Source organism: Halomonas sp. Y3 (genome assembly GCF_024137965.1).
Taxonomy (GTDB): Bacteria; Pseudomonadota; Gammaproteobacteria; order Pseudomonadales; family Halomonadaceae; genus Halomonas; species Halomonas mongoliensis.
Genome location: NZ_CP099975.1, coordinates 3,316,323 through 3,336,379, shown reverse-complemented (window position 1 = coordinate 3,336,379; position 20,057 = coordinate 3,316,323). Strand labels below are relative to the sequence as shown.

17 protein-coding genes are annotated in these 20,057 nt (G+C 69.9%); 9 read left to right on the top strand and 8 right to left on the bottom strand.

The genetic code is table 11. The annotated features are described in order from the left end of the window. Positions 1-29: 29 nt before the first annotated feature. The 5 genes from NHL60_RS15735 to NHL60_RS15715 are packed head-to-tail and all read left to right on the top strand — an operon-like array spanning position 30 to position 5,487. Positions 30-1,112 carry an arginine N-succinyltransferase gene (locus NHL60_RS15735; protein ID WP_253445519.1) on the top strand — a complete coding sequence of 361 codons (1,083 nt, stop codon included), beginning with the start codon at positions 30-32 and terminating at the stop codon, positions 1,110-1,112. Then, entirely contained in the window at positions 1,112-2,158 is a 1,047-nt protein-coding gene (gene astA / locus NHL60_RS15730; RefSeq protein ID WP_253445516.1) for an arginine N-succinyltransferase, read from the top strand. Before NHL60_RS15735 ends, astA begins: the two co-directional genes overlap by 1 nt. Next, on the top strand, positions 2,158-3,627 hold the full coding sequence (gene astD / locus NHL60_RS15725; protein ID WP_253445513.1) for a succinylglutamate-semialdehyde dehydrogenase: 1,470 nt from the start codon (positions 2,158-2,160) through the stop codon (positions 3,625-3,627). Before astA ends, astD begins: the two co-directional genes overlap by 1 nt. Further along, positions 3,624-4,991 carry an N-succinylarginine dihydrolase gene (gene astB, locus NHL60_RS15720; RefSeq protein ID WP_253445510.1) on the top strand — a complete coding sequence of 456 codons (1,368 nt, stop codon included), beginning with the start codon at positions 3,624-3,626 and terminating at the stop codon, positions 4,989-4,991. Before astD ends, astB begins: the two co-directional genes overlap by 4 nt. 4 nt (positions 4,992-4,995) lie before the next feature. Continuing rightward, positions 4,996-5,487: a GNAT family N-acetyltransferase gene (locus tag NHL60_RS15715; RefSeq protein ID WP_367399335.1), complete on the top strand. Its 492-nt coding sequence runs from the start codon at positions 4,996-4,998 to the stop codon at positions 5,485-5,487. 45 nt (positions 5,488-5,532) lie between these two features. Here NHL60_RS15715 and NHL60_RS15710 read toward each other — a convergent pair whose 3' ends face one another. Next, on the bottom strand, positions 5,533-6,582 hold the full coding sequence (locus NHL60_RS15710; RefSeq protein WP_253445508.1) for an SPFH domain-containing protein: 1,050 nt from the start codon (positions 6,580-6,582) through the stop codon (positions 5,533-5,535). Positions 6,583-6,588: 6 nt separating this feature from the next. Beyond that, a complete protein-coding gene (locus tag NHL60_RS15705) occupies positions 6,589-7,086 on the bottom strand; it encodes a nodulation efficiency, NfeD-like protein (RefSeq protein ID WP_253445505.1) in 498 nt (165 codons plus the stop codon). Between the two features lie 211 nt (positions 7,087-7,297). Between NHL60_RS15705 and NHL60_RS15700 the strand changes: the two genes are divergently transcribed. Continuing rightward, positions 7,298-8,320 carry a DUF21 domain-containing protein gene (locus NHL60_RS15700; protein WP_253445502.1) on the top strand — a complete coding sequence of 341 codons (1,023 nt, stop codon included), beginning with the start codon at positions 7,298-7,300 and terminating at the stop codon, positions 8,318-8,320. Between the two features lie 132 nt (positions 8,321-8,452). On the opposite strand, the gene proX is transcribed toward NHL60_RS15700, so the two are convergent. Genes proX through NHL60_RS15685 form a run of 3 tightly spaced genes read right to left on the bottom strand, consistent with a single transcriptional unit; the run spans position 8,453 to position 11,670 of the window. Beyond that, on the bottom strand, positions 8,453-9,490 hold the full coding sequence (proX, locus tag NHL60_RS15695) for a glycine betaine/L-proline ABC transporter substrate-binding protein ProX (protein WP_253445499.1): 1,038 nt from the start codon (positions 9,488-9,490) through the stop codon (positions 8,453-8,455). A 33-nt stretch (positions 9,491-9,523) separates the two neighbouring features. Further along, a complete protein-coding gene (locus NHL60_RS15690; protein ID WP_253445496.1) occupies positions 9,524-10,417 on the bottom strand; it encodes a proline/glycine betaine ABC transporter permease in 894 nt (297 codons plus the stop codon). Further along, positions 10,414-11,670 (bottom strand): glycine betaine/L-proline ABC transporter ATP-binding protein, encoded by a 1,257-nt coding sequence (locus NHL60_RS15685; RefSeq protein ID WP_253445493.1) that lies wholly within the window; start codon positions 11,668-11,670, stop codon positions 10,414-10,416. Before NHL60_RS15685 ends, NHL60_RS15690 begins: the two co-directional genes overlap by 4 nt. 126 nt (positions 11,671-11,796) lie before the next feature. Between NHL60_RS15685 and NHL60_RS15680 the strand changes: the two genes are divergently transcribed. Together NHL60_RS15680 and NHL60_RS15675 are read left to right on the top strand one after the other, a co-directional pair. Continuing rightward, entirely contained in the window at positions 11,797-12,126 is a 330-nt protein-coding gene (locus NHL60_RS15680; RefSeq protein ID WP_253445490.1) for a hypothetical protein, read from the top strand. Positions 12,127-12,202: 76 nt separating this feature from the next. Further along, complete coding sequence (locus NHL60_RS15675) at positions 12,203-12,931, top strand: trimeric intracellular cation channel family protein (protein WP_253452238.1); 729 nt, start codon at positions 12,203-12,205, stop codon at positions 12,929-12,931. A 97-nt stretch (positions 12,932-13,028) separates the two neighbouring features. Here the strand turns inward: NHL60_RS15675 and nhaD are convergent, their stop codons facing one another. Then, positions 13,029-14,513, bottom strand: a complete 1,485-nt coding sequence (gene nhaD / locus NHL60_RS15670; RefSeq protein WP_253445487.1) for a sodium:proton antiporter NhaD — start codon at positions 14,511-14,513, stop codon at positions 13,029-13,031. Between the two features lie 200 nt (positions 14,514-14,713). After that, complete coding sequence (locus tag NHL60_RS15665) at positions 14,714-18,127, bottom strand: hypothetical protein (protein ID WP_253445485.1); 3,414 nt, start codon at positions 18,125-18,127, stop codon at positions 14,714-14,716. 142 nt (positions 18,128-18,269) lie between these two features. Between NHL60_RS15665 and NHL60_RS15660 the strand changes: the two genes are divergently transcribed. Continuing rightward, on the top strand, positions 18,270-18,977 hold the full coding sequence (locus NHL60_RS15660) for a DUF3581 domain-containing protein (RefSeq protein ID WP_253445483.1): 708 nt from the start codon (positions 18,270-18,272) through the stop codon (positions 18,975-18,977). Between the two features lie 31 nt (positions 18,978-19,008). Here the strand turns inward: NHL60_RS15660 and NHL60_RS15655 are convergent, their stop codons facing one another. After that, entirely contained in the window at positions 19,009-19,905 is an 897-nt protein-coding gene (locus NHL60_RS15655; RefSeq protein WP_253445481.1) for a universal stress protein, read from the bottom strand. Positions 19,906-20,057 lie beyond the last annotated feature (152 nt).

Here is a 20,057-nt window from a genome sequence, read left to right as displayed (position 1 = left end):
CGAGCGCTCTCCCTGGAGGAGGCCCCGAGATGCTGGTCGTTCGCCCCGTGCTGCCTGCGGACCTGCCGGCCCTCGAGCGCCTGGCCGGCGATGCCGTCCCGCAGCTGACCAACCTGCCGGCGCATCGTGATCGCCTGGAGGAGCGCATCGTGCGCTCCCGCCAGGCCTTCGCCGCCGAGGTGGCCTTCCCCGGTGATGAGCACTACACCTTCGTGCTCGAGGATCTCGAGCGGGGCGAGGTGGTGGGCACCGCCACGATTCGCGCCCAGGCCGGGGCGGTGGATGCCTACTACACCTACCGCCAGGAGACGCTGATCCACGCCTCCCAGCAGCTCAACGTGCGCCGGGAGGTGCAGACCCTGGCCCTCTCCCACGAGGTCTCGGAGGCGAGTCTGCTGTGCGCCTACTCCCTGGACCCCCGCTATCGGGGGACCAGCGCCGAGAGCCTGCTGCGTCGGGCCCGGCTGATGTTCATCGCCCAGTATCCGGAGCGCTTCGCCTCCCTGCTGGCCATGGCCTTTCCGGGCTTTCTGGACGAGGCCGGCGAGTCGCCCTTCTGGAACAGCGTGGGCTGCCACTTCTTCGGCCGTGACTACCAGGAGATCAACGCCCTGGCCGGCATCCGCTCGAAGAGCTTTATCGCCGAGGTGATGCCCCAGTTCCCCCTCTATCTGCCGCTGCTGACGCCGCGGGCCCGGGCCGCCATCGGCCGGGAGCATCCCGACCACGAGCGGGCCCTGGCGGAGATGCTGGCCGAGGGCTTCATGCGCTCGCGCCACGTGGATATCTTCGATGCCGGCCCGGTGATCAAGGCGGAGCGCGAGCGGTTGCAGAGCTTCCGGCGCGCCGCCTGGCATCCGGTGCGGGTGCGTCCGGCCGGCACCCTGCCGGACGCCGCGCCGGCCATGGTGGCCAACCAGGCCCTGGAGGGCTTCCGCTGCGTGGTGGCGCGCTATGCGCTGTCGTCCACCGGCCAGCTGATGCTGACCCGGGAGCACGCCCGCCAGCTGGGCGTGGAGGATGGCAGGGCGGTGCTGGCCGCGCCCCTGGCCCTGCCGGGCCTGGAGGAGGCCGACGGCCACGAGCCTGGCTATGACGAGGGAGAGCTGTGATGCGTATCCGACCCATCGCCCAGGGCGACCTGGACGAGCTCCAGGCCCTGGCTCGGGAAACGGGCGTGGGCTTTACCTCGCTCCCCGACAACCGCGATTTCCTGGCCGCCAAGATCGACTCGGCCATCGCCGCCTTCGAGGAGCGGCTGCCGGCGAACCGGCGCAACTACTTCTTCGTGCTGGAGGACGAGGGCAGCGGCCGCCTGGCCGGCTGCTGCGCCATCGAGGGCGAGGTGGGCCACGAGGTGCCCTTCTATCACTACCGGGTGGGGACCCTGGCCCACTCTTCAGTGCAGCTCGACCTGCATCGCACCATCGATACCCTCTTTCTCTGCTCCGACCATACCGGCGATGCCGAGGTGGCCTCGCTCTTCCTGCGCCCGGCCTACCGGGGCGGCGACCGCCGGGAGCAGCGCAACGGGCCGCTGGTCTCCATGATGCGCTGGCTGTTCATGGCGGAGTTTCGCGACCGCTTCCCCGACAAGGTGCTGGCGGAGATGCGCGGCGTCTTCAACGAGCAGGGCAGAAGCCCCTTCTGGGACTGCCTGGGGGCCAACTTCTTCCCCCTCGACTTCGACGAGGCGGACCGTCTCACCGGCCTCGGCCAGAAGAGCTTTATCGGCGAGCTGATGCCGAAATACCCCATCTATACTCCCTTTCTCTCCGAGGCGGCCCGGGCCTGCATCGGCCGGGTGCACGAGCAGACCCGTCCGGCCCTGGCCATGCTCAAGAAGGAGGGGCTGCGCTGGGAGGGGTATATCGACATCTTCGATGGCGGCCCCACCGTCGAGGCCTATATCGACGACGTGCGCGGCGTGCGCCTCTCCCGGCGCTGCCGCGCCGAGGTGGTGTCGGGGCTGGCGGCGCCGGCGGGGCGTCCCCGCTGGCTTGCGGCCACCACCGTCATGGCCGACTTTCGCGCCGCCTGGGTGAGCCATGGCCCCGACGAGGAGGGCGTGATACGGCTCTCCCCCGATGAGGCGGCGCGCCTGGAGGTGGAGAGCGGCGCCCCCCTGAGAGTCCTGGACAGCGAGGAGGAAGGCTGATGAAGGCAAGACGAGAGCTGCTGGTGGGCAGCGCCTGGCAGGCCGGCGAGGGCGAACGCTTCACCAAGCATGACCCTGTCTCCCGGGAGCGCCTCTGGGAGGGGCGCGGCGCTAGCTCCGAGCAGGTGGCGGCCGCCGTGGAGGCCGCCCGCGACGCCTTTCCTGCCTGGGCCGCGACGCCCTTTGCCGAGCGCCAGGCGCTGGTAGAGCGTTTTCGCGAGGTGCTGGAGCGCAACCGGGAGGATCTGGCTGCCGCCATCGCCCACGAGACCGGCAAGCCGCTCTGGGAGGCGCGGACCGAAGTGGGCGCCATGATCGGCAAGGTGGCGATCTCGCTCCGCGCCTATCAGGAGCGCACCGGCGAGCGCCAGCGGGACCTGGGCGATGCCCGGGCGGTACTGCGCCACCGCCCCCACGGGGTGCTGGCGGTCTTCGGTCCCTACAACTTCCCCGGCCATCTGCCCAATGGCCATATGGTGCCGGCCCTGCTGGCCGGCAACGTGGTGGTCTTCAAGCCCAGCGAGCAGGCGCCCCTCACCGCCGACCTTATCCTGCAGTGCTGGCAGGAGGCGGGCCTGCCCGCCGGCGTGATCAACCTGGTGCAGGGGGCGGCGGCCGCCGGCCAGGCGCTGGCCACGCATCGCGGCATCGACGGCCTGCTGTTTACCGGCAGCGCCCGGGTCGGCGGGCTGCTGCATCGCCAGTTCGCCGGCCAGCCGGACAAGATCCTGGCCCTGGAGCTGGGCGGCAACAACCCCCTGGTGGTCAAGGATGTGCCCGACCAGGACGCCGCCGTGCTGGTCATTCTGCAGTCCGCCTTCCTCTCCGGCGGCCAGCGCTGCACCTGTGCCCGGCGCCTGATCGTCCCCGAGGGAGCCGTGGGGGACCGCCTGCTGGAGGCCCTCGGCGATGCCATCTCGCGCCTGCGGGTGGCGGGGCAGTTCAGCGAGCCCGCTCCCTTCTACGGCGGGCTGGTCAGCGTGGCCGCCGCCGACGGCCTGCTCGCGGCCCAGGCGGCGCTGGAGGCCAGGGGGGCCACGGTACTGGCCCGCATGGCGCGCCTCGAGGCGGACACCAGCCTGCTCTCGCCGGCGCTGATCGATGTGACCGGCCTGGAGGTCCCCGACGAGGAGCACTTCGGGCCGCTGCTCAGGGTCTACCGCTACGGGGAGTGGGACGAGGCCGTGCGCCTGGCCAACGACACCCGCTACGGGCTCTCCGCCGGGCTGATCGGCGGTGATCGCGCCGACTGGGAGGACTTCCTGCTGCGCATCCGGGCGGGCATCGTCAACTGGAACCGCCAGACCACCGGCGCCTCCGGCGACGCCCCCTTCGGCGGCGTGGGTGCGAGCGGCAACCACCGCCCCAGCGCCTACTACGCGGCGGACTACTGCGCCTATCCGGTAGCCTCCATGGAGAGCGAGGAGCTCCACCTGCCCGACCAGCTGCCGCCGGGGGTGAGCCTGTGAGCGATGAGCGGCGCCCCGACTACCGGGAAGTGAACTTCGACGGCCTGGTGGGGCCGACCCACAACTATGCGGGGCTGGCGCTGGGCAACGTCGCCTCCATGAGCCACGGCGGCCTGGTGGCCAACCCGAAGGAAGCCGCCCTGCAGGGGCTGGCCAAGATGAAGGCGCTGATGGAGGCGGGCTATCTCCAGGGGGTGCTGCCGCCCCAGCAGCGTCCCGACCTCGGCGCCCTGCGGGCGCTGGGCTTCACCGGCAGCGATGAGCGGGTGCTGGCCCGGGCCGCCGGGGAGGCGCCCCAGCTGCTGCGGGCGGTCTGCTCGGCGTCGAGCATGTGGACCGCCAACGCCGCCACCGTGACCCCGAGCGTCGATGCGCCGGATGGCCGGGTTCACATCACCCCGGCCAACCTGCAGGCGAGTTTCCATCGCTTTCTGGAGCCGGCCACCACGGGCCGGGTGCTCCAGGCGATCTTCCGCCATGAGCGTCACTTCGCCCACCATCCGGCGCTGCCGGCGACCCCGGCCTTCTCCGACGAGGGGGCGGCCAACCATACGCGACTCGCCGGCGGCCACGGCGAGCCCGGCGTGCACCTCTACGTCTACGGCCGCGAGGCCTTCGGCTGGAGCGGGGAGAGTTCCCCCGCCCCGAAGCGCTTCCCGGCGCGCCAGACCCGGGAGGCGAGCCAGGCGGTGGCCCGCCAGCACGGCCTGGCCGACCATCAGGTGGTCCTTGCCCAGCAGCATCCCGAGGCCATCGACGCCGGCGTCTTCCACAACGACGTCATCAGCGTGGGCAACGGTCCCGTGCTGCTCTACCACGAGATGGCCTTCCTGGACGAGGCGGGCACCCTGGAGGCGCTGCGCGAGCGGATGCATTCACCGCTGATTCCGGTGCGAGTGCCGGTGGAGGCGGTGAGCCTGGAGGATGCCGTCGGGTCGTACCTCTTCAACTCCCAGCTGCTCTCCAATCCCGACGGCTCCATGACCCTGGTGGTGCCCGGGGAGTGCCAGGAGAACGCGAGCGTATGGCGCACGCTGCAGGACCACCTGCTGGCCGGCGCCAACCCCATCGGCGAGGTGGTGGTGAAGGACGTCAAGCAGAGCATGCGCAACGGCGGCGGCCCCGCCTGCCTGCGCCTGCGGGTGGTGCTCTCGGCCGAGGAGCGCGCCGCCCTGGCCGGCCGGGTGCTGCTCGATCACGCCCTGCACGACGAACTGGTCGCCTGGGTCGAACGCCACTACCGCGACCGCCTGGCCCCGGAGGAGCTTGCCGACCCGGCCCTGGCCCGGGAGTCGCTCGTCGCTCTGGATGAGCTGAGCCGCCTGCTGGAGATCGGCAGCGTCTACCCCTTCCAGCTGGGGTGAGGGCATGAGCATGAGCGATGATGCGGCTGTGCGGATCGAGCGGCTGCTGCCCGACTCGCCCCATCTGGCCCGGGTGGCCGGCTGGCAGCACGACCAGTGGGGCCAGCTCTCCCCCGGGGAGACCCTGGCCACCCGGCGGGCATCACTGGCGGCAGAGTGCGGGCCCTCGGGCGTGCCTTCGGTCTTCGTGGCGCTGCAGGGCGAGCGGCCGGTGGGCACGGCGAGCCTGGTGGCCGATGACATGAGCGGCCGCGACGACCTCGGCCCCTGGCTGGCCTCGGTCTATGTGCTGCCCGAGTGGCGAGGGCAGGGGATCGCCTCGCGGCTGGTGAGACGGGTAGAGGACGAGGCCCGCGCGGCCGGCATCGAACGACTGTGGCTGTTTACCCCGGACCAGCAGGCGCTCTATGCGCGCCTCGGCTGGCAGGAGCAAGCCTGGGTGCCCTACCGCGGCGAAAGGGTGATCATCATGGAGCGCCGCCTGGCGGGGGCATGACCCTGCGCCCGCCGCGAGGCACGCCTAGGCGGCGGGCGCCGCGACTCAGCCGCCGCTGGCCGCTCCGCCCACCACGCCGCCGCGCAGGCCGCTGCGGTTGCCGCTGGCCTGAAGGTGGCTGGCCACGGCGTCCTCCGGGGAGCCGGCCATCTCGCGGAACATGCCCATGGAGCCGAGCAGCGCCGAGGACTCGTAGGGCACGAAGACCCGCTCCCCCTCCTGGGCCATGGTCGGCAACGCCTTGATGTAGCTCTGGCCGAGCAGATAGCCCACCACGGTGCGTTTGTTCTCCTCGCTGTCGCCGATGGCGCCCAGCACCAGCTTGATCGACTCCTGCTCGCCCTGGGCGCGCAGGATGGCCGACTCCTTGTCGCCCTGGGCGTTGAGAATCGCCGATTCGCGCTGGCCCTGGGCCATGGCGATGGCGGCGGCCTTCTCGCCCTCCGCCTCGGTCACGGTGGCACGGCGCTTGCGCTCGGCGGCCATCTGCAGGCGCATGGCGGACTCCACCTCCTCGGGCATGGCGATGTCCTGCACCTCGACCCGGGAGATCTTCACCCCCCACTTGGAGGCGGGCTCCTCCATGGCGGCCTGGATCTCGTTGTTGACCTCGGCCCGGGACTCGAACAGCTTGTCGAGCTCCATCTTGCCCACCACCGAGCGCAGGGTGGTCTTGGCCAGCACCTCCACCGCCTGGCTCATGTTCTCCACCTCGTAGACGGCGCGCTTGGGGTCGATGATCTGGTAGTAGAGGGCGCCGTTGATGCGCACCGTGACGTTGTCGGTGGTCACTACCGGCTGGCCGGGGAAGTCCATTACCGTCTCGCGGCGGTCGATACGCGTCTCGCTGCTGGTGATGGCCTGGTACTCCTCGCCCAGCTTGCGGTAGCGGATCATGGTGATGGCGCGGGGCTGGTCGATGAAGGGCACGATGATGTTGATGCCGCTCTCCAGCACCCGGTTGAATGACCCCAGGCGCTCGATCACCATCACCTCGGACTGGCGGACGATCACCAGCCCCTTGGCGATGATCAGGATGCCGGTAACGACGACGATCAGGGCGATGATCAGCCCCGGGCTGACGGGAAGGTCCATGGGGAATTACTCCGTGTGTTGGCGGGCGCGGGAATCCGGCGCCGGATGGGCAAGCTGCACGATGGCGGTGGTGCCATCGAAGGCCTGGAAGATGACTCGAGTGCCGGGGGGCAGGTCGGTTGCGCCGCCGCCTCTCTCATCCGAGTCGACGACCCGCAGGCGATAGAAGTCGCCGTTGATCTTGATGCCGCTGGCGCCGTCGAAGTCGCGCTTCAGGGTCGTGTAGGTGTGCCCCTTTTCCACCCCGGTGCCGGTGGTGCCGTAGGCCACGCCGCGGGGGGAGAAGCGGGGGCGGATCACCCAGATCGCCAGCGGAACCAGGACACCCGAGAAAACGCCCATGCCCAGCAGCTGCCAGGGCAGCGACAGGCCGAGGGCGGCCAGGGCCGTGGTCAGCAGGGCCGCGGCGCCCAGCGCCAGCAGCACCAGCCCGCCGGTGGCGAGCTCGGCAAGGCCCAGCAGCAGGGCGACGATCAGCCAGATGACGGCGGGGTTCCAGTCCATTGGGCTCTCCCTGAGTTCGGGGCAGAGTGGAGTCCGAAGCCGTGCTATGGTCGGACAGGAGACGCGAGGGCCTGTACATAAAAGTTTCCACGAGGGTACTCGGTTCAGGCCCCGGGGGCCACGCCTGCCCGGAGAACGGCGGGGCGTCTCCGGCGCCCGGGGAGCCATCGGCGCGCTTTCCCTTTCCTCGACGCCCGACAAGGAGGTCTCGATGACCCTGCTGACCTGGATCGGCATCCTGCTCTGCCTCAGCCAGTCGGCGATCTTCTCGGGGCTCAACCTGGCGTTCTTCTCCATCAACAAGCTGGAGCTGGAGATCGAGTCGCGCCGCGGCAGTCGGCGCGCCCTGCGGGTCAAGGCGCTGCGCGACGACGCCAACTTCCTGCTGGTCACCATCCTGTGGGGCAACGTGGCGGTCAATGTGCTGCTGGCGCTGCTCTCCGGGTCGGTGATGGGGGCCCTGGTGGCCTTCTTCTTCTCCACCGTCGTCATCACCCTCTGCGCCGAGATCCTCCCCCAGGCGTTCTTCTCCCGCCATGCGCTGCGCATGGCATCGCTGCTGGCCCCGCTGATCCGTGGCTACCAGCTGCTGCTCTGGCCCGTGGCCAGGCCCACGGCCTGGGTGCTGGACCGCTGGCTGGGGCCCGAGGCGATCCCCTACTACCGGGAGCGGGACCTCAACCAGCTGATCCGCCTGCATATGGAGTCCACCGAGACCGAGATCGACCGGGTAGAGGGGCGCGGGGCCATCAATTTCCTGGCCCTGGACGATGTGCCCCTGGGGTGCGAGGGCGAGCGCCTCGACCCGACGAGCATCGTTACCCTGCCCTTCGACGGAGCGAGGCCGCGCTTTCCCGAGTTCCGCCGCCACGCCGATGACCCCTTCCTGCGGGCGCTGCAGGCCTCGGGGCGGAGTCGGGTGGTGCTGGTGGACGAGGCCGCCACCCCGCGCCTGGTGCTCGATGTCGATGCCTTCCTGCGCGACGTCCTGTTCGGCCGCGGGGAACTCTTTCCGCTGGCCTACTGCCACCGGCCGATTCTGGTCCGCGATCCGGACACCCCGCTCGGCGAGGTGATCGGCCGCTTTCGGGTGCGCCCCGAGCACAGCGAGGATGATGTGCTGGACGAGGATGTGATCCTGCTCTGGGGAGAGGAGAAGCGTATCCTGACCGGCGCCGACGTGCTGGGAAGGCTCTTGAGGGGCATCGCCCATCAGGATGCGACCAGGGGCTGAGGCGGCGGGGGGCTCGCTGGGCAGGGACAGGCAGCCGCGGCGCCACGTCGCGGGGAAGCTGCGCCCGGGGAGGCGGCAGGTTGCACCCGCCGCGGGGCGGCGGGCGTATGAAGGCCGGCTGTCGGCGTGGCATCACTCGGCCGCGGCGCGGGCGGCGTCCAGCCACTCATCGACGGTATCGCGGTTGTCGGCGATCCAGTCGGCGACCAGCGGTCGTACCTCGGCATCGGAGAGGTCCTGCTCGTCCATTTCGCCGTCCACCATGCTGATCCAGTCCAGCGGCAGGCGCACCTGGCGGAACAGCTCGGCGGCGGCCGGATTGGCCTCGAGGAAGTCGTTGTTGGCCGCGACCTGGATATCGGCGGCGGCGAAGCCCATCTCGATGGGGTCGCTGACCGCGCCCTCGACGCCCTCGGCGCGCTCGGCCTCGTCCTCGACGATGCCCGGAGCGTTGATCCACATCACGTCCTCGCCGGGGACCAGGGAGAGCAGCCAGGCGCTGGGGCCCCAGGTGTAATAGAGCGCCGGTTCGCCGGCCTGGATGCGCGACAGCGCCTCGGCGAAGTTGGCCGCATAGCCAGCGTCAACGTGGTTGATGTGGTCATGCAGTTCGAACTTGTCGAGCATGGCGTTGATGCCCTCGTGACAGCCCCAGCCGGGAGGGCAGCCGAACAGATCGGCCTTGCCGTCGCCGGTGGCATCGAAGGCGGCCTTGACCTCGTCGCGGGTGAAGTCGTCGATGCCGGTGATCTCGTACTCCTCGAGGGAGGGGATGTCGACCAGGTAGCCCTGAATGCCGCAGGCGTTGCAGAGCGGGTCGAAGAGGGTTGCCACGTCATGGAAGCCGTCGGGCAGCTGCGGTTCGTGCAGCGGAAACCAGGCGTTGGGCCAGTAGTCGGCGTCTCCCTCCGAGATCGCCAGGTAGGCCACCGGGTTGGAGAGCGAGATCGGCGTCTGGACATCGTAGCCGAGCTCCTCGAGCAGCTCGACAAAGGTCCAGCTCACCGGCACCGCCGAGGTCCAGCTGGCCACGGCGGGCTGCACCGTCACCCCCTCGCCGGGTCGCTGCTCGTCTGCCGCCGCCTGGCTGCCCAGGCCGAGCAGGCAGGCCGCCGACAGGGCCAGGGTAGTCTGCTTCAGCGGATGTCGAGGTGTTGTTGTGGTCTGCATGACATGCCTCCTGTGTGCATTGTGCAGGTGGGACTACTTGCCCTTGCCGGGCACCTTCTCGCCCAGTCCCTGGGTGATCCGGTCCAGCACCATGGCCAGCAGCACGATACCGATGCCGCCGACGAAGGCCTGGCCGATATTGAGCCGCTCGAGCCCCGCATAGACCTCCAGGCCTAGCCCGCCGGCGCCGATGATGGCGGCGATCACCACCATCGAGAGCGCCAGCATGATGGTCTGGTTGAGCCCCGCCATCACCGTCGGCAGGGCCAGAGGAATCTGCACCTTCCAGAGGGTCTGGTGCGGGGTGGAGCCGAAGGCCTCGGCGGCCTCGATGTACTCCGTCGGTACCTGACGAATGCCCAGGTTGGTCAGGCGGATCATCGGCGGCATGGCGAAGATGATGGTGGCGATTAGCCCCGGCACGTTGCCGATGCTGAACAGCATCACCGCCGGTACCAGATAGACGAAGGGCGGAGTGGTCTGCATGATGTCGAGGATGGGACGCATAGCCTTGGCGAAGAGGTCGCTGCGCGAACAGAGAATGCCCAGCGGCAGGCCGATCAGCATGCAGAACAGCACCGCGGTGATTACCAGCGAGAGGGTCACCACCAGGGCGTTCCAGACGCCCATGAAGCCCACCAGGGCCAGGGCGATGAAGCTGAACAGCCCGACCCGCCATGAGGCCGCCCGCCAGCCGATCAGGAAGGTGCCGATCAGGAACAGCCCCGGGGGGATGGCCATCAGGCCCGCCTGGATCAGCTCCATGGCGCCACGCACCGGCGGGCTGATATAGGCCCGAAAGGTGGTGCGAAAGTTGCTGACTACCCAGTTCACGGCGTCGGTGATCCACTGGCGCACCGGCAGGGCGTCGAGCAGTCCGAAAGGGTCGGTGATCAGCTGGCGCATCAGCTCGAGAAATTCGCTCATGGGGTGGCCTCCTCCTCAGTCGGCTGGGGGGCGGCATCGGTGCCTGGCCCGCGCTTCTCGAGGATGCCGCGAATCAGCTGGAGCTCGTCGATCAGGCCCGTGGTGCGTCCCTCTGCGTCGGTCACCAGGGTGGGCAGGGCGGTGCGGGTGCGGCCGCGCAGCACCCGACGCAGCACCGTCTCCCGCGGGCAGTGCATCAGCAGATCCTCGCGGCGGGCGCCGCGGGCCTCGCTTTCCAGCGCCTCGTCGAGGGAGCGGATCTCGAGGCGCTGCTCGTTCAGGCGGGCCTCCTTGAGCCGCCCCTGGTCATCCAGGCCGTAGTGCAGCGTCGGCTGGTCAGCGGCGGCGACGAAGCGCACGCCGTCGGCCTCGCTCACCGTCGTGAAGGTCTGGCTGTCGAAGGGCAGGGCGATGGTGCCGGCGGTAATGACGCCGGTGGGGTCGGCGTGCTCGACGAAACGGGCCACATACTCGGTCCGCGGGTTGACGAGGATCTCCTCGGGGGTGCCGAGCTGGACGATCTCCCCCTCCTCCATGATGGCGATGTGATCGCCGATGCGCATGGCCTCGTCCAAGTCATGGGTGATGAACAGGATGGTGCGGCCCAGCTGCTGCTGGATATTCTTCAGCTCCTCCTGCATGTTGACCTTGATCAGCGGGTCGAGCGCCGAGAAGGGCTCGTCCATCAGCAGGACCTCGGCGTCGGTGGCCAGCGCCCGAGCCAGCCCGACCCGCTGCTGCATGCCACCCGAAAGCTCCGCCGGATAGGACTGCCCCCAGTCGCCGAGCCCGACCATCTCCAGCATCTCCTGGGCATGGTGATGGCGTTCGTCACGCGGCTTGCCCTGGACCTCCAGGCCGTAGGCCACGTTGTCGAGCACGCTACGGTGGGGAAAGAGCGCGAAATGCTGAAAGACCATGCTCATGTGGGACTTGCGCAGTCGTCTCAAGCGCTCGTGCGCGAGCTGGGTGATCTCGATCTCGCCCTCATCGGGGTGCTGGAAGAAGATCTTCCCGGCGGTAGGTTCGTGGAGGCGGTTGATGCAGCGAATCAGGGTCGACTTGCCGCTCCCCGAGAGCCCCATGATGACGAACACCTCGCCGGGCTCCAGGGTGAAACTGACGTTGTTGACGCCCACCACCTGCCCCGTCTCGGCCTGGATATCGCTCTTGCGCTTGCCCGCTTCCAGGAGGGGCAGTGCCGTTTTCGGGGACGGGCCAAAGATCTTGGTAACGCCTTCTGCGCGTATCAATTCCCTACCTCCTGCTCTTTCAGAGCCGACCGGCGCTCCCTCGAGGCAACGCCGAACCGTTCCAGGAGGGGCGCCGGCTTTTTCTAATCCCCATCTAACAAAATAGGCGGAATTGGCGTTTTTGCAATGCAGCAGAGCCCCGTCGCTCTGCTCGACGAGACCGCTACCCCGAGGCTGGTGCTCGACGACAATGGCTTCCTGCGCGACGTCCTGTTCGGCCGCGGGGAACTCTTTCCGCTGGCCTGCTGCCACCGGCCGATTCTGGTCCGCGATCCGGACACCCCGCTCGGCGAGGTGATCGGCCGCTTTCGGGTGCGCCCCGAGCACAGCGAGGATGATGTGCTGGACGAGGATGTGATCCTGCTCTGGGGGGAGGAGAAGCGTATCCTGACCGGCGCCGACGTGCTGGGAAGGCTCTTGAGGGGCATCGCCCATCAGGCAACGGCGGGGCGGTGAAGGGGACTTCCCTCGGGAGTATTTTGGGCTATGCTGTGCGGCCTTTGGGTCTCTGGCCGACAGGAGGAGTGGGATGCTGAGCGGGTTGATCTACTGGCTGGACATGGCGGGCGTGATCGTCTTTGCGCTGTCGGGGGTGATCCTTGCCTGTCGGTCGCGCATGGACCCCTTCGGCATGCTGGTGCTGGGGGCCGTGACCGGCATCGGGGGTGGTACCCTGCGCGACCTGGTGCTCGGCGTTCGGCCGGTGTTCTGGGTCACCGATCCCACCTACCTCTGGGTGATCCTGGCCACCGTGGGGCTCTCCATCGTCGGCTTTCACTATATCCATCGTCTGTCACGGGTCTTCCTGCCGGTGGCCGACGCCTTCGGGCTGGCGCTCTTCGTGGTGATCGGTGCTCACAAGGCGCTTCTTCTCGGCACCTCCGGCCTGGTCGCGGTACTGATGGGGATGATTACCGGGGTGGCCGGCGGCATGGTGCGTGATGTGCTGGCTCGCCGGGTGCCCATGGTGCTGCGGGAGGAGATCTACGCCACCGCGGCCATTGCCGGCGGCATCGCCTATGTCGGCCTGGATGCCCTGGGGGCTCCCGGTTCCCTGGCCATCGCCCTGTCGCTCGTGACCACCCTCTGCCTGCGCCTGTCGGCCATCTACTGGGGGCTGGCGCTGCCGACCTTCGCCTGGGTCGAGATCGCCCCGGCGTCCCCGGCCGTTCAGGACGAGAGCAAGGTTCCCGCCCCCGGGCGTCCCAAGTACCGGGTGCGAATGATCAAGCCGGGGGAGTCCCGTCGGCGCGGCTCCTGATGAGTCGTGGCCCAGCGGCGAGGGGAGGGGGAGTGCAGATAGAGGAGGAGAGCCCGGCGGCAACGGCCGCCGGGGTGCTGCGGGGGAAGTGGAGGCGTCAGTTGAAGACGGTGAAGCTGTGGGCGTTGAGCCAGAGGTGGGTCGCCACGCTGGCGGCATAGCCCAGGGCGATCACCGGGGCCCAGCGCAGGTGGCCCATGAAGGTGTAGTTGCCGCGGGCCTGGCCCATCAGGGCCACCCCGGCGGCGGAGCCGATGGAAAGCAGGCTGCCGCCGACGCCGGCGGTGAGGGTGATCAGCAGCCAGTGGCCATGGGACATCTCCGGCTGCATGGTCAGCACCGCAAACATCACCGGGATGTTGTCCACCACCGCCGAGATCACGCCCAGGGCGATATTGGCCCAGGTGGCATCCCAGCCGGTGTAGAGCGCCTCGGAGAGCATGCCCAGGTAGCCCATGAAGCCGAGGCCGCCCACGCACATCACCACGCCGTAGAAGAACAGCAGGGTGTCCCACTCGGCCCGCGCCACACGGTTGAAGACATCGAAGGGCACCACGCTACCGAGCTGGGCCAGCTTCTTGTCATCGCCGCGCTGGGTGTAGCGGGTGCGTTTCTTCTCCAGGGAGCGGGGCAGGGTGCGCCGCAGGTAGTAGCCGAAGAACTGCAGGTAGCCAAGGCCCGTCATCATGCCCAGCACCGGCGGCAGGTGCAGCAGGGTGTGGCAGGCCACGGCGGTGGCCACGGTGAGCAGGAAGAGCGCGATGATGCGCCGGGCGCCGCGCTTGAGCCAGACGTCCTCCTGCAGGCTGTCGGGCTTGCGGTTCTTGATGAAGGCGCTCATCACCACGGCCGGAATCAGGTAGTTGACCAGTGAGGGCACCAGCAGTTCGAAGAACTCGTAGAACTTCACCAGGCCTGCCTGCCACACCATCAGGGTGGTGATGTCGCCGAAGGGGCTGAAGGCACCCCCGGCGTTGGCGGCTACCACGATATTGACGCAGGAGAGGTTGATGAAGCGCTTGTCGCCCTCGGCCACCTTGGTGATCACGGCGCACATCAGCAGGGCGGTGGTCAGGTTGTCGGCGATGGGGGAGATGACGAAGGCCAGGCCGCCGGTGATCCAGAACAGCTGGCGATAGCTGAAGCCCTTGCGCACCATCCAGGAGCGCAGGGCGTCGAAGACGCGGCGCTCCTCCATGGCGTTGATATAGGTCATCGCTACCAGCAGGAAGAGCATCAGCTCGGTGAACTCGAGCAGGGTCTCGCGGAAGGCATGCTCGGCCTCGGCCGGCATGCCCGACTGCACATAGACCCAGCCGATCAGCGACCAGATGATGCCGGCCGCCACCAGCACCGGCTTGGACTTGCGCATATGCAGCTTCTCCTCGCCCATAACGAGGGCATAGGCGAGGACGAAGATACTCACGGCAAGCAGGCCGACCAGGGAGCCGGTCATGTCCAGGGAGCCGGTGACCGCGTGGGCGCTCGGACTGGCTACCAGGGCAAGGGTGGCGAGCACGCCAAGAGATGACCACCAGGCGAGGCGCCGGGGCCGAGGGGAGGTTCTTTCGATTGTCAGCATGACGGAAGTGTCCCGTGGAAGGGGGTCAGGGAGGGGGTAAAAGCGTGGCGATTCTAGCATGCAGTGGTGCAGTGCAATATGGCGGGGGAGCCCATTCCAGAGCCTTTCTACATGCTTTTTTTGCATGCTAACGACTTTTCTCGGGACCTTTTTTCATACACCCGTTCACGGGTTGCGGGGTGCCCCCATGGGAAGCCGGGTCAGGGGGTGGGAAGCGCCTCGCGAAACGCCTCCGGCGTGGTCTCCTCCAGCGCCGGCGGTTCCCCTTCGGCGCCGTCCTCATACCAGCGGCGCGGCTGCCAGAAACGCAGGGTGCGCTCCCCCTCCTCGAGCTCGACTCCCACCGCCAGCCGGCCCAATCGCGCGTAGAGGCTGCCGTCGAGGCGTTCGCTATGGAAGTGGAGATCGGCCAGCAGCGTCAGCGGGCCGCCGTCGAGGCGGGCCTGTGAAAGCCGGATGCCGTGGTCGTTCATGCCCAGCCGGGCCTCGCCCTGGACCTCCCGAACGGTCAGCAGCCGGCCCAGCCACTCCCGCTCCCGGGCGCCGGCCAGGAAGAGCCTGGCCAGCAGGCCGCTGTCGCGCATGGCAAGGCCGATCCGGGCCTCCACCGCCAGGGGCTCGGTCCAGGTAAGCCGCCCCTCCTCCAGGGCGAGGCGAGCCCACCAGCCCGCCTCGCCCTGGCCGTCCGCGTCCCGGCGGGTGATGTTGTCCAGGCGCAGCAGGGAGCCCGAGGCGTCGAAGCGCCGTGCCTCGAGGTCGCCGTCGCGCAGCCGCGCCTCCAGGCGCAGGTCCCCGCTGAGGCGCTGGTCGGCCAGCGCAAGCTCGGTGTTGAAGGCCTGCAGCAGCAGGTCGCCCCGGGCGCGCCTGCCGAGCAGCTCGAGTTCGGCTTCCAGGCTGACGCTGCCGCCCTCCAGGATGATGCCCGCCTCCTCGGGCAGGTAGGCGGCGTAGAGCCCGAGGTCCGGCACCTCGACGATGGGCAGTGACACCCGGGTGGTGACGTCATCGATGGCCAGCTCCGCGGGGTTCAGGGAGAAGCGCGGGGTCCGGGTCTCCAGGCGCAGGTGGCGGCCGGCCAGCCAGGTGCGTTGCGCTTCTGCCTCCCCGCGCCCCACCGCCTCCCGGCGCAGGGCGAAGCGCGGCAGGGTGAGGGTCAGGCGGGCCCCGGGGGTGGCGGCGCTGCCGTCGATGCCGGCCCTGAGCTCGCCGCGCCCCTCGGCGCGGTAGTCGAGAAAGCCCACTGCCAGGTCATCGGCGTCGAGGCGCAGGCGGCTCTCCGGCAGCAGCCGGTCGCCGCTCAGGCGCAGGTCCGCCTCCAGTCGGCCCCGTCCGCGAAGGGTGACGCCGTGGGCCCCGGGCAGGAAGGGATCCAGGAAGCCCAGGCGGTCCACCATGCCCTCCAGTACCAGCCGGCCCCGGCGCCTTGCCGGGACGTCCAGGTCGCTGAAGCGCGCCTCACGAGCCACCAGCAGGGTGCCCAGCTGCTGCTCGTCGGAGGCCCCCCGAGCGGCCGCCGCCAGCGACAGCCGGCTGCCGGAGATGTCGAGGCGGCTGCCGTCCGGTGCCGCATCGCGCAGGACCAGCTCCAGGTGCAGCTCCCCCGACACCGACTCGTCGAGCAGGCGGCCGGCGATGCGCTGCCCGGTCAGGGTCAGGCGGCCGCCGAGGCGCTCGTCGTGGAGCGTCAGGCGTCCTGCGCTGGCGGCGCTGCCGCCGTGCAGGGCGAAGGGGGCGCCGGGGGGCAGGTAGGGAGCCAGCACCGCCACATCGGGCAGGCGGGCGTCCCGCCAGGCGATGTCTGCGCTCAGGGGCAGGGAGGTGTCGTCCGACTCGGGCAGTGCACCCTGTGCCTCCAGGTCGAGGCTGGCGCCCTGCAGCAGCCGGGCGCCGTCCCGGTGGCGGGTCAGCGAGGCCTCTTCCAGCCGCGCGGCCAGGTGAAGCGGGCGGCCCGGCCGGTCGCGCCACTCGGCGCTGAAGTGCCCGTGCCCTTCGGCGGCCAGGTAGGGCAGGCCCACGCCCAGGGCGTCGCTGGCCACGTCCAGCCGGCTGCCGGCGTCCAGGGCACCATCCCGCAGGCGGGCCCGGGCCTCCAGGTCGCCGCCGCCGCTCAGGGTCACCCCCCGGCCCTCGAAGAGCCGGGCCAGGAAGGGGTCGAGAAAGCCCAGCCGATCCAGGCGGCCAGAGAGGGCCAGTTCGCCGTCCAGGGGCGGATGGGGATGGTCGCGCAGCGCTGCCAGGGGCACCCGGGAGGCGAGGCGAGCCTCCTGCAGCCTCAGGTCCAGGCTCAGCGGCTCGGCCTCCTCGCTGCTGACGGCGTCCAGGCGCAGCCGGCTGCCGGAGAGGTCGAGGCGGCGGGCGTCCGGGTCGAGCAGGCCAAGGGCCAGGTCGAGGCGCATGTCCCCCCTCAGCGCCTGCTCCTGGAGACGCAGGGCGACCCCCTCGCCGGCCAGCCGGAAGGCGCCGTCCAGACGACCCTCCCGGTAGCGCAGCGTGCCGTCCAGGGTCGCGCTGCCGCCCTCCAGCGCCAGGCCTCCCTCCGGAGGCAGGAAGCGGCCCAAGGCGGCGATATCGGGCAGGGTGGCATCCGCCCAGCGCAGCTCGGCGGTGGCGGGGGGCGCCAGGGGCGCGGCGAGGTCAGTGGGCAGCGGCGCCGCCAGGCGGAAGTGCCGGCCGGTGAGCAGCGGGGCGAGGCTGTCGCCCTGGTGCATGGCCAGGTCCGACAGGGTGACCGCCAGGCTGGCCTCGGCGTCGACCTCCAGTGCGATCCTGCCCCGGCCCTGCAGGCGGTAGGCGGCATCGGGGAGCGCCCAGGCCGCTGCCTCTCCCTCGCCCGACTCCGCCAGCAGGACGGTCTCGTCCAGGGTGACGGCGAGGGCCGGGGCATCCAGGGTCAGGCGGCTGCCCGGCGCGAGCTCCCCCTCCTGCAGGGTCAGGGCGCCGGCCAGGCTGCCGCGACCGGCCAGGCCCAGCCAGCCGAGCTCTGCCAGGTAGGGGGTGAAGAGGTCCCAGGCGTCGGCACGGGCGCCGAGCGCCAGCTCGCCGGAGACGAAGCGCAGCGCCGCCTGACCCGGGTGGACGGCGGGGTCGAAGGGGGTGGCGGTCAGGTCGGCGGTGAGCGAGATCTCCTCCACCAGGGCGAGGCCGTCGCGGCTGATATCGGCCTTTTCCAGCGCCAGGGTCAGCCGTCCCACGCCGACGTCATCCCGCGTCAGGCTGAGTCCGTCGAGGGTCAGCCGCCCCTCGCCGCCGAGCCGGTGGCCGGCCACCTCGAGGCGTTCCAGGCCGCTGGCCTCCAGAGAGCGGACCATCAGCCGCCCCCTGAGCAGGTCGAGCAGGCCGAGCTCCAGGCGTGCGTTCGCGACCTCCAGGGCCAGCGGCAGGGTGGGGTCGTCGCGCTCGATGGCAAGGGAGGTCACGGCAAGGCTGCCCCAGCCGGGACGGGAGTCCTCCCAGCGCACCGTCAGCCCCTCCTGGGCCGAGAGCCGCGCCTGCAGCCAGGCGCTGTCGAGCAGAGTCGGTGTCGCGAGTACCGCCCCGCCCAGCGCCGCCACGGCGACGCCGGCCGCAAAGGCCAGTCGCCGTATTCGGCTCCTGCGTGCTCTCCTTTCGGGCATCTGATCGTTGCCTCCCTGGGTCCCTGCCCCATGGTAGCCTTTCGCGAGGCTCCGTTGGTCAGGGTTTTATGGCATCATCTGCGCTCCGGCAAGCCGCCGGCAGGAACTGGATCGCCAACGACGCAAGGCAGGCACAGCACGCATGTTTCTCGATGAATTCCATACGCCGGCAGGAGGCCGTGTCTCCATCTCCGCCGAGCAGGCCAGTCGTTTCGCCAAGGGAGTCGCCGGCGATTACAACCCCATCCACAACCCGGACGCACGCCGCTTCTGCGTGCCGGGGGACCTGCTGTTCGCCCTGGTGCTCGGGCGCTTCGGCCTCTCCCAGCGGATGGATTTCCGTTTTCTCAACATGGTCGGCGACGGCACGCCGCTCTGCTTCCAGGAGTCCGACGACGGACGAATCCGCGTCTGCGACGAGGGCGGCAAGTGCTACCTCGAGGTGGAGCGCAGCGGCGAGGTGACCCGTGACGAGGCGGTGGTGGAGGCCTTTACCCGCTGCTACGTGGCCTTCTCCGGCAAGAACTTCCCCCACTACCTCAAACCGCTGATGGAAGCGCAGGGGGTGATGTTCAATCCGCGCCGCCCCCTGGTGATCTACGACAGCATGGGCTTCTCCCTGGAGCGCCTGGATGGGCTGGCGCCGGCCCTGGAGCTTTCGAACTCCTCCCTGGAGGTGAACGGCAAGCGCGGCGACTGCCTGCTGGAGTTCCGCATCCAGTCCGGCGGCGAGCCCATCGGCATCGGCTCCAAGAAGCTGGTGGTCAGCGGCCTGTGCGACTATGACCCGGCCGCCATGGACGAGATCGTCGCCGAGTTCTACCGCCTCAAGGCCGCCTACGAAGGGTAAGGTCGCCGGCTACGGCCGACGACCTCGCGACCTACACCACCACGGTGACCGGGCAGGGGGCCAGGTCGATGACCCGGTGGCTGACGCTGCCCAGCAGGGACTCGCGCCACTTGCCCAGCCCGCGCCGCCCCATCACGATCATCGGGCGCTCCTCCAGGTGGTGGCGGGCCCGACCCACGATCGCCTCGGCGAAGCGCTCCTCGTGCAGCAGCGTCTCCTCCACCCCGGCGGGGATCTCGCCCAGGGCCTCCCGGGCCAGGCGGAAGACGCGCTCGGCCTGGCTCTCCTCGTCGTCGACCGTCCCGACGGCCTGACCGCCGGGCTGGCAGAAGACCAGTTCCACGGGGACCCGGGCGCTGCGGGCCAGGGCGGCGGCCAGGGCACAGGCCCGGTTGGCGTGGCGGGAACCGTCCACCGGCAGCACGACTCGTCCGATGCCCGAGGCCTCCAGCATGCTGGCATCGTCGTGGACGATGGTCACCGGGCAGCGGGCGCGGTGCACCACCTCGTTGCTGACGCTGCCCTGGACGAACTTGCCTACCTCGCTCAGGTGGCGGGCGCCGAGCACCAGCAGGCAGTCGGGCTGGCTGCGGGCGTGCTCGACGATGGCGCGCTCCGGGTGGCGGATAAAGGTGCTGTCCTCGAGGACGACTTCATCCGGGGCCGGCGTCAGGTCGGGGTCGATCGCCTCCCGGGCCTTGACGAAGGCCTCCTCGGCGATCTCGCGGCGCACGGCGCGGTCGTGGTCGGCCTCGGCCTGGCGGTTGGCGGGGATGTCACAGAGCTCCGCCGGATTGAGCGGCATCACGTGCAGCAGCTGCAGCGGAACCTCCAGCAGGCGGGCCAGCAGGCTGGCGTGGCGGGCCGCGGCCGAGGCGGTAGGTGAACCGTCCACTGGGACGATGATCCGAGAGACCTGCTCACTCATCGATTCACTCCTTGGTTCCTGTCGGCGCCCCCCGGGGCGCGGCTGACACTAGATTACCAGCCTCCGGGCGTTGACGTCGCCCATCGGCAGCGGGCCAGGGAGAGAGTGGCTCTAAGTGCTAGAGTGAGGGGCAGTGGGCGGGTCGCCGCCGC

Bases quoted from the DNA above. Each gene is read 5' to 3' on its own strand.
- NHL60_RS15735 (WP_253445519.1), top strand. From the start codon at position 30: ATGCTGGTCGTTCGCCCCGTGCTGCCTGCGGACCTGCCGGCCCTCGAG.
- astA (WP_253445516.1), top strand. From the start codon at position 1,112: ATGCGTATCCGACCCATCGCCCAGGGCGACCTGGACGAGCTCCAGGCC.
- astD (WP_253445513.1), top strand. From the start codon at position 2,158: ATGAAGGCAAGACGAGAGCTGCTGGTGGGCAGCGCCTGGCAGGCCGGC.
- NHL60_RS15715 (WP_367399335.1), top strand. From the start codon at position 4,996: ATGAGCATGAGCGATGATGCGGCTGTGCGGATCGAGCGGCTGCTGCCC.
- NHL60_RS15710 (WP_253445508.1), bottom strand. From the start codon at position 6,582: ATGGACCTTCCCGTCAGCCCGGGGCTGATCATCGCCCTGATCGTCGTC.
- NHL60_RS15705 (WP_253445505.1), bottom strand. From the start codon at position 7,086: ATGGACTGGAACCCCGCCGTCATCTGGCTGATCGTCGCCCTGCTGCTG.
- NHL60_RS15700 (WP_253445502.1), top strand. From the start codon at position 7,298: ATGACCCTGCTGACCTGGATCGGCATCCTGCTCTGCCTCAGCCAGTCG.
- proX (WP_253445499.1), bottom strand. From the start codon at position 9,490: ATGCAGACCACAACAACACCTCGACATCCGCTGAAGCAGACTACCCTG.
- NHL60_RS15690 (WP_253445496.1), bottom strand. From the start codon at position 10,417: ATGAGCGAATTTCTCGAGCTGATGCGCCAGCTGATCACCGACCCTTTC.
- NHL60_RS15680 (WP_253445490.1), top strand. From the start codon at position 11,797: ATGCAGCAGAGCCCCGTCGCTCTGCTCGACGAGACCGCTACCCCGAGG.
- nhaD (WP_253445487.1), bottom strand. From the start codon at position 14,513: ATGCTGACAATCGAAAGAACCTCCCCTCGGCCCCGGCGCCTCGCCTGG.
- NHL60_RS15665 (WP_253445485.1), bottom strand. From the start codon at position 18,127: ATGCCCGAAAGGAGAGCACGCAGGAGCCGAATACGGCGACTGGCCTTT.
- NHL60_RS15660 (WP_253445483.1), top strand. From the start codon at position 18,270: ATGTTTCTCGATGAATTCCATACGCCGGCAGGAGGCCGTGTCTCCATC.
- NHL60_RS15655 (WP_253445481.1), bottom strand. From the start codon at position 19,905: ATGAGTGAGCAGGTCTCTCGGATCATCGTCCCAGTGGACGGTTCACCT.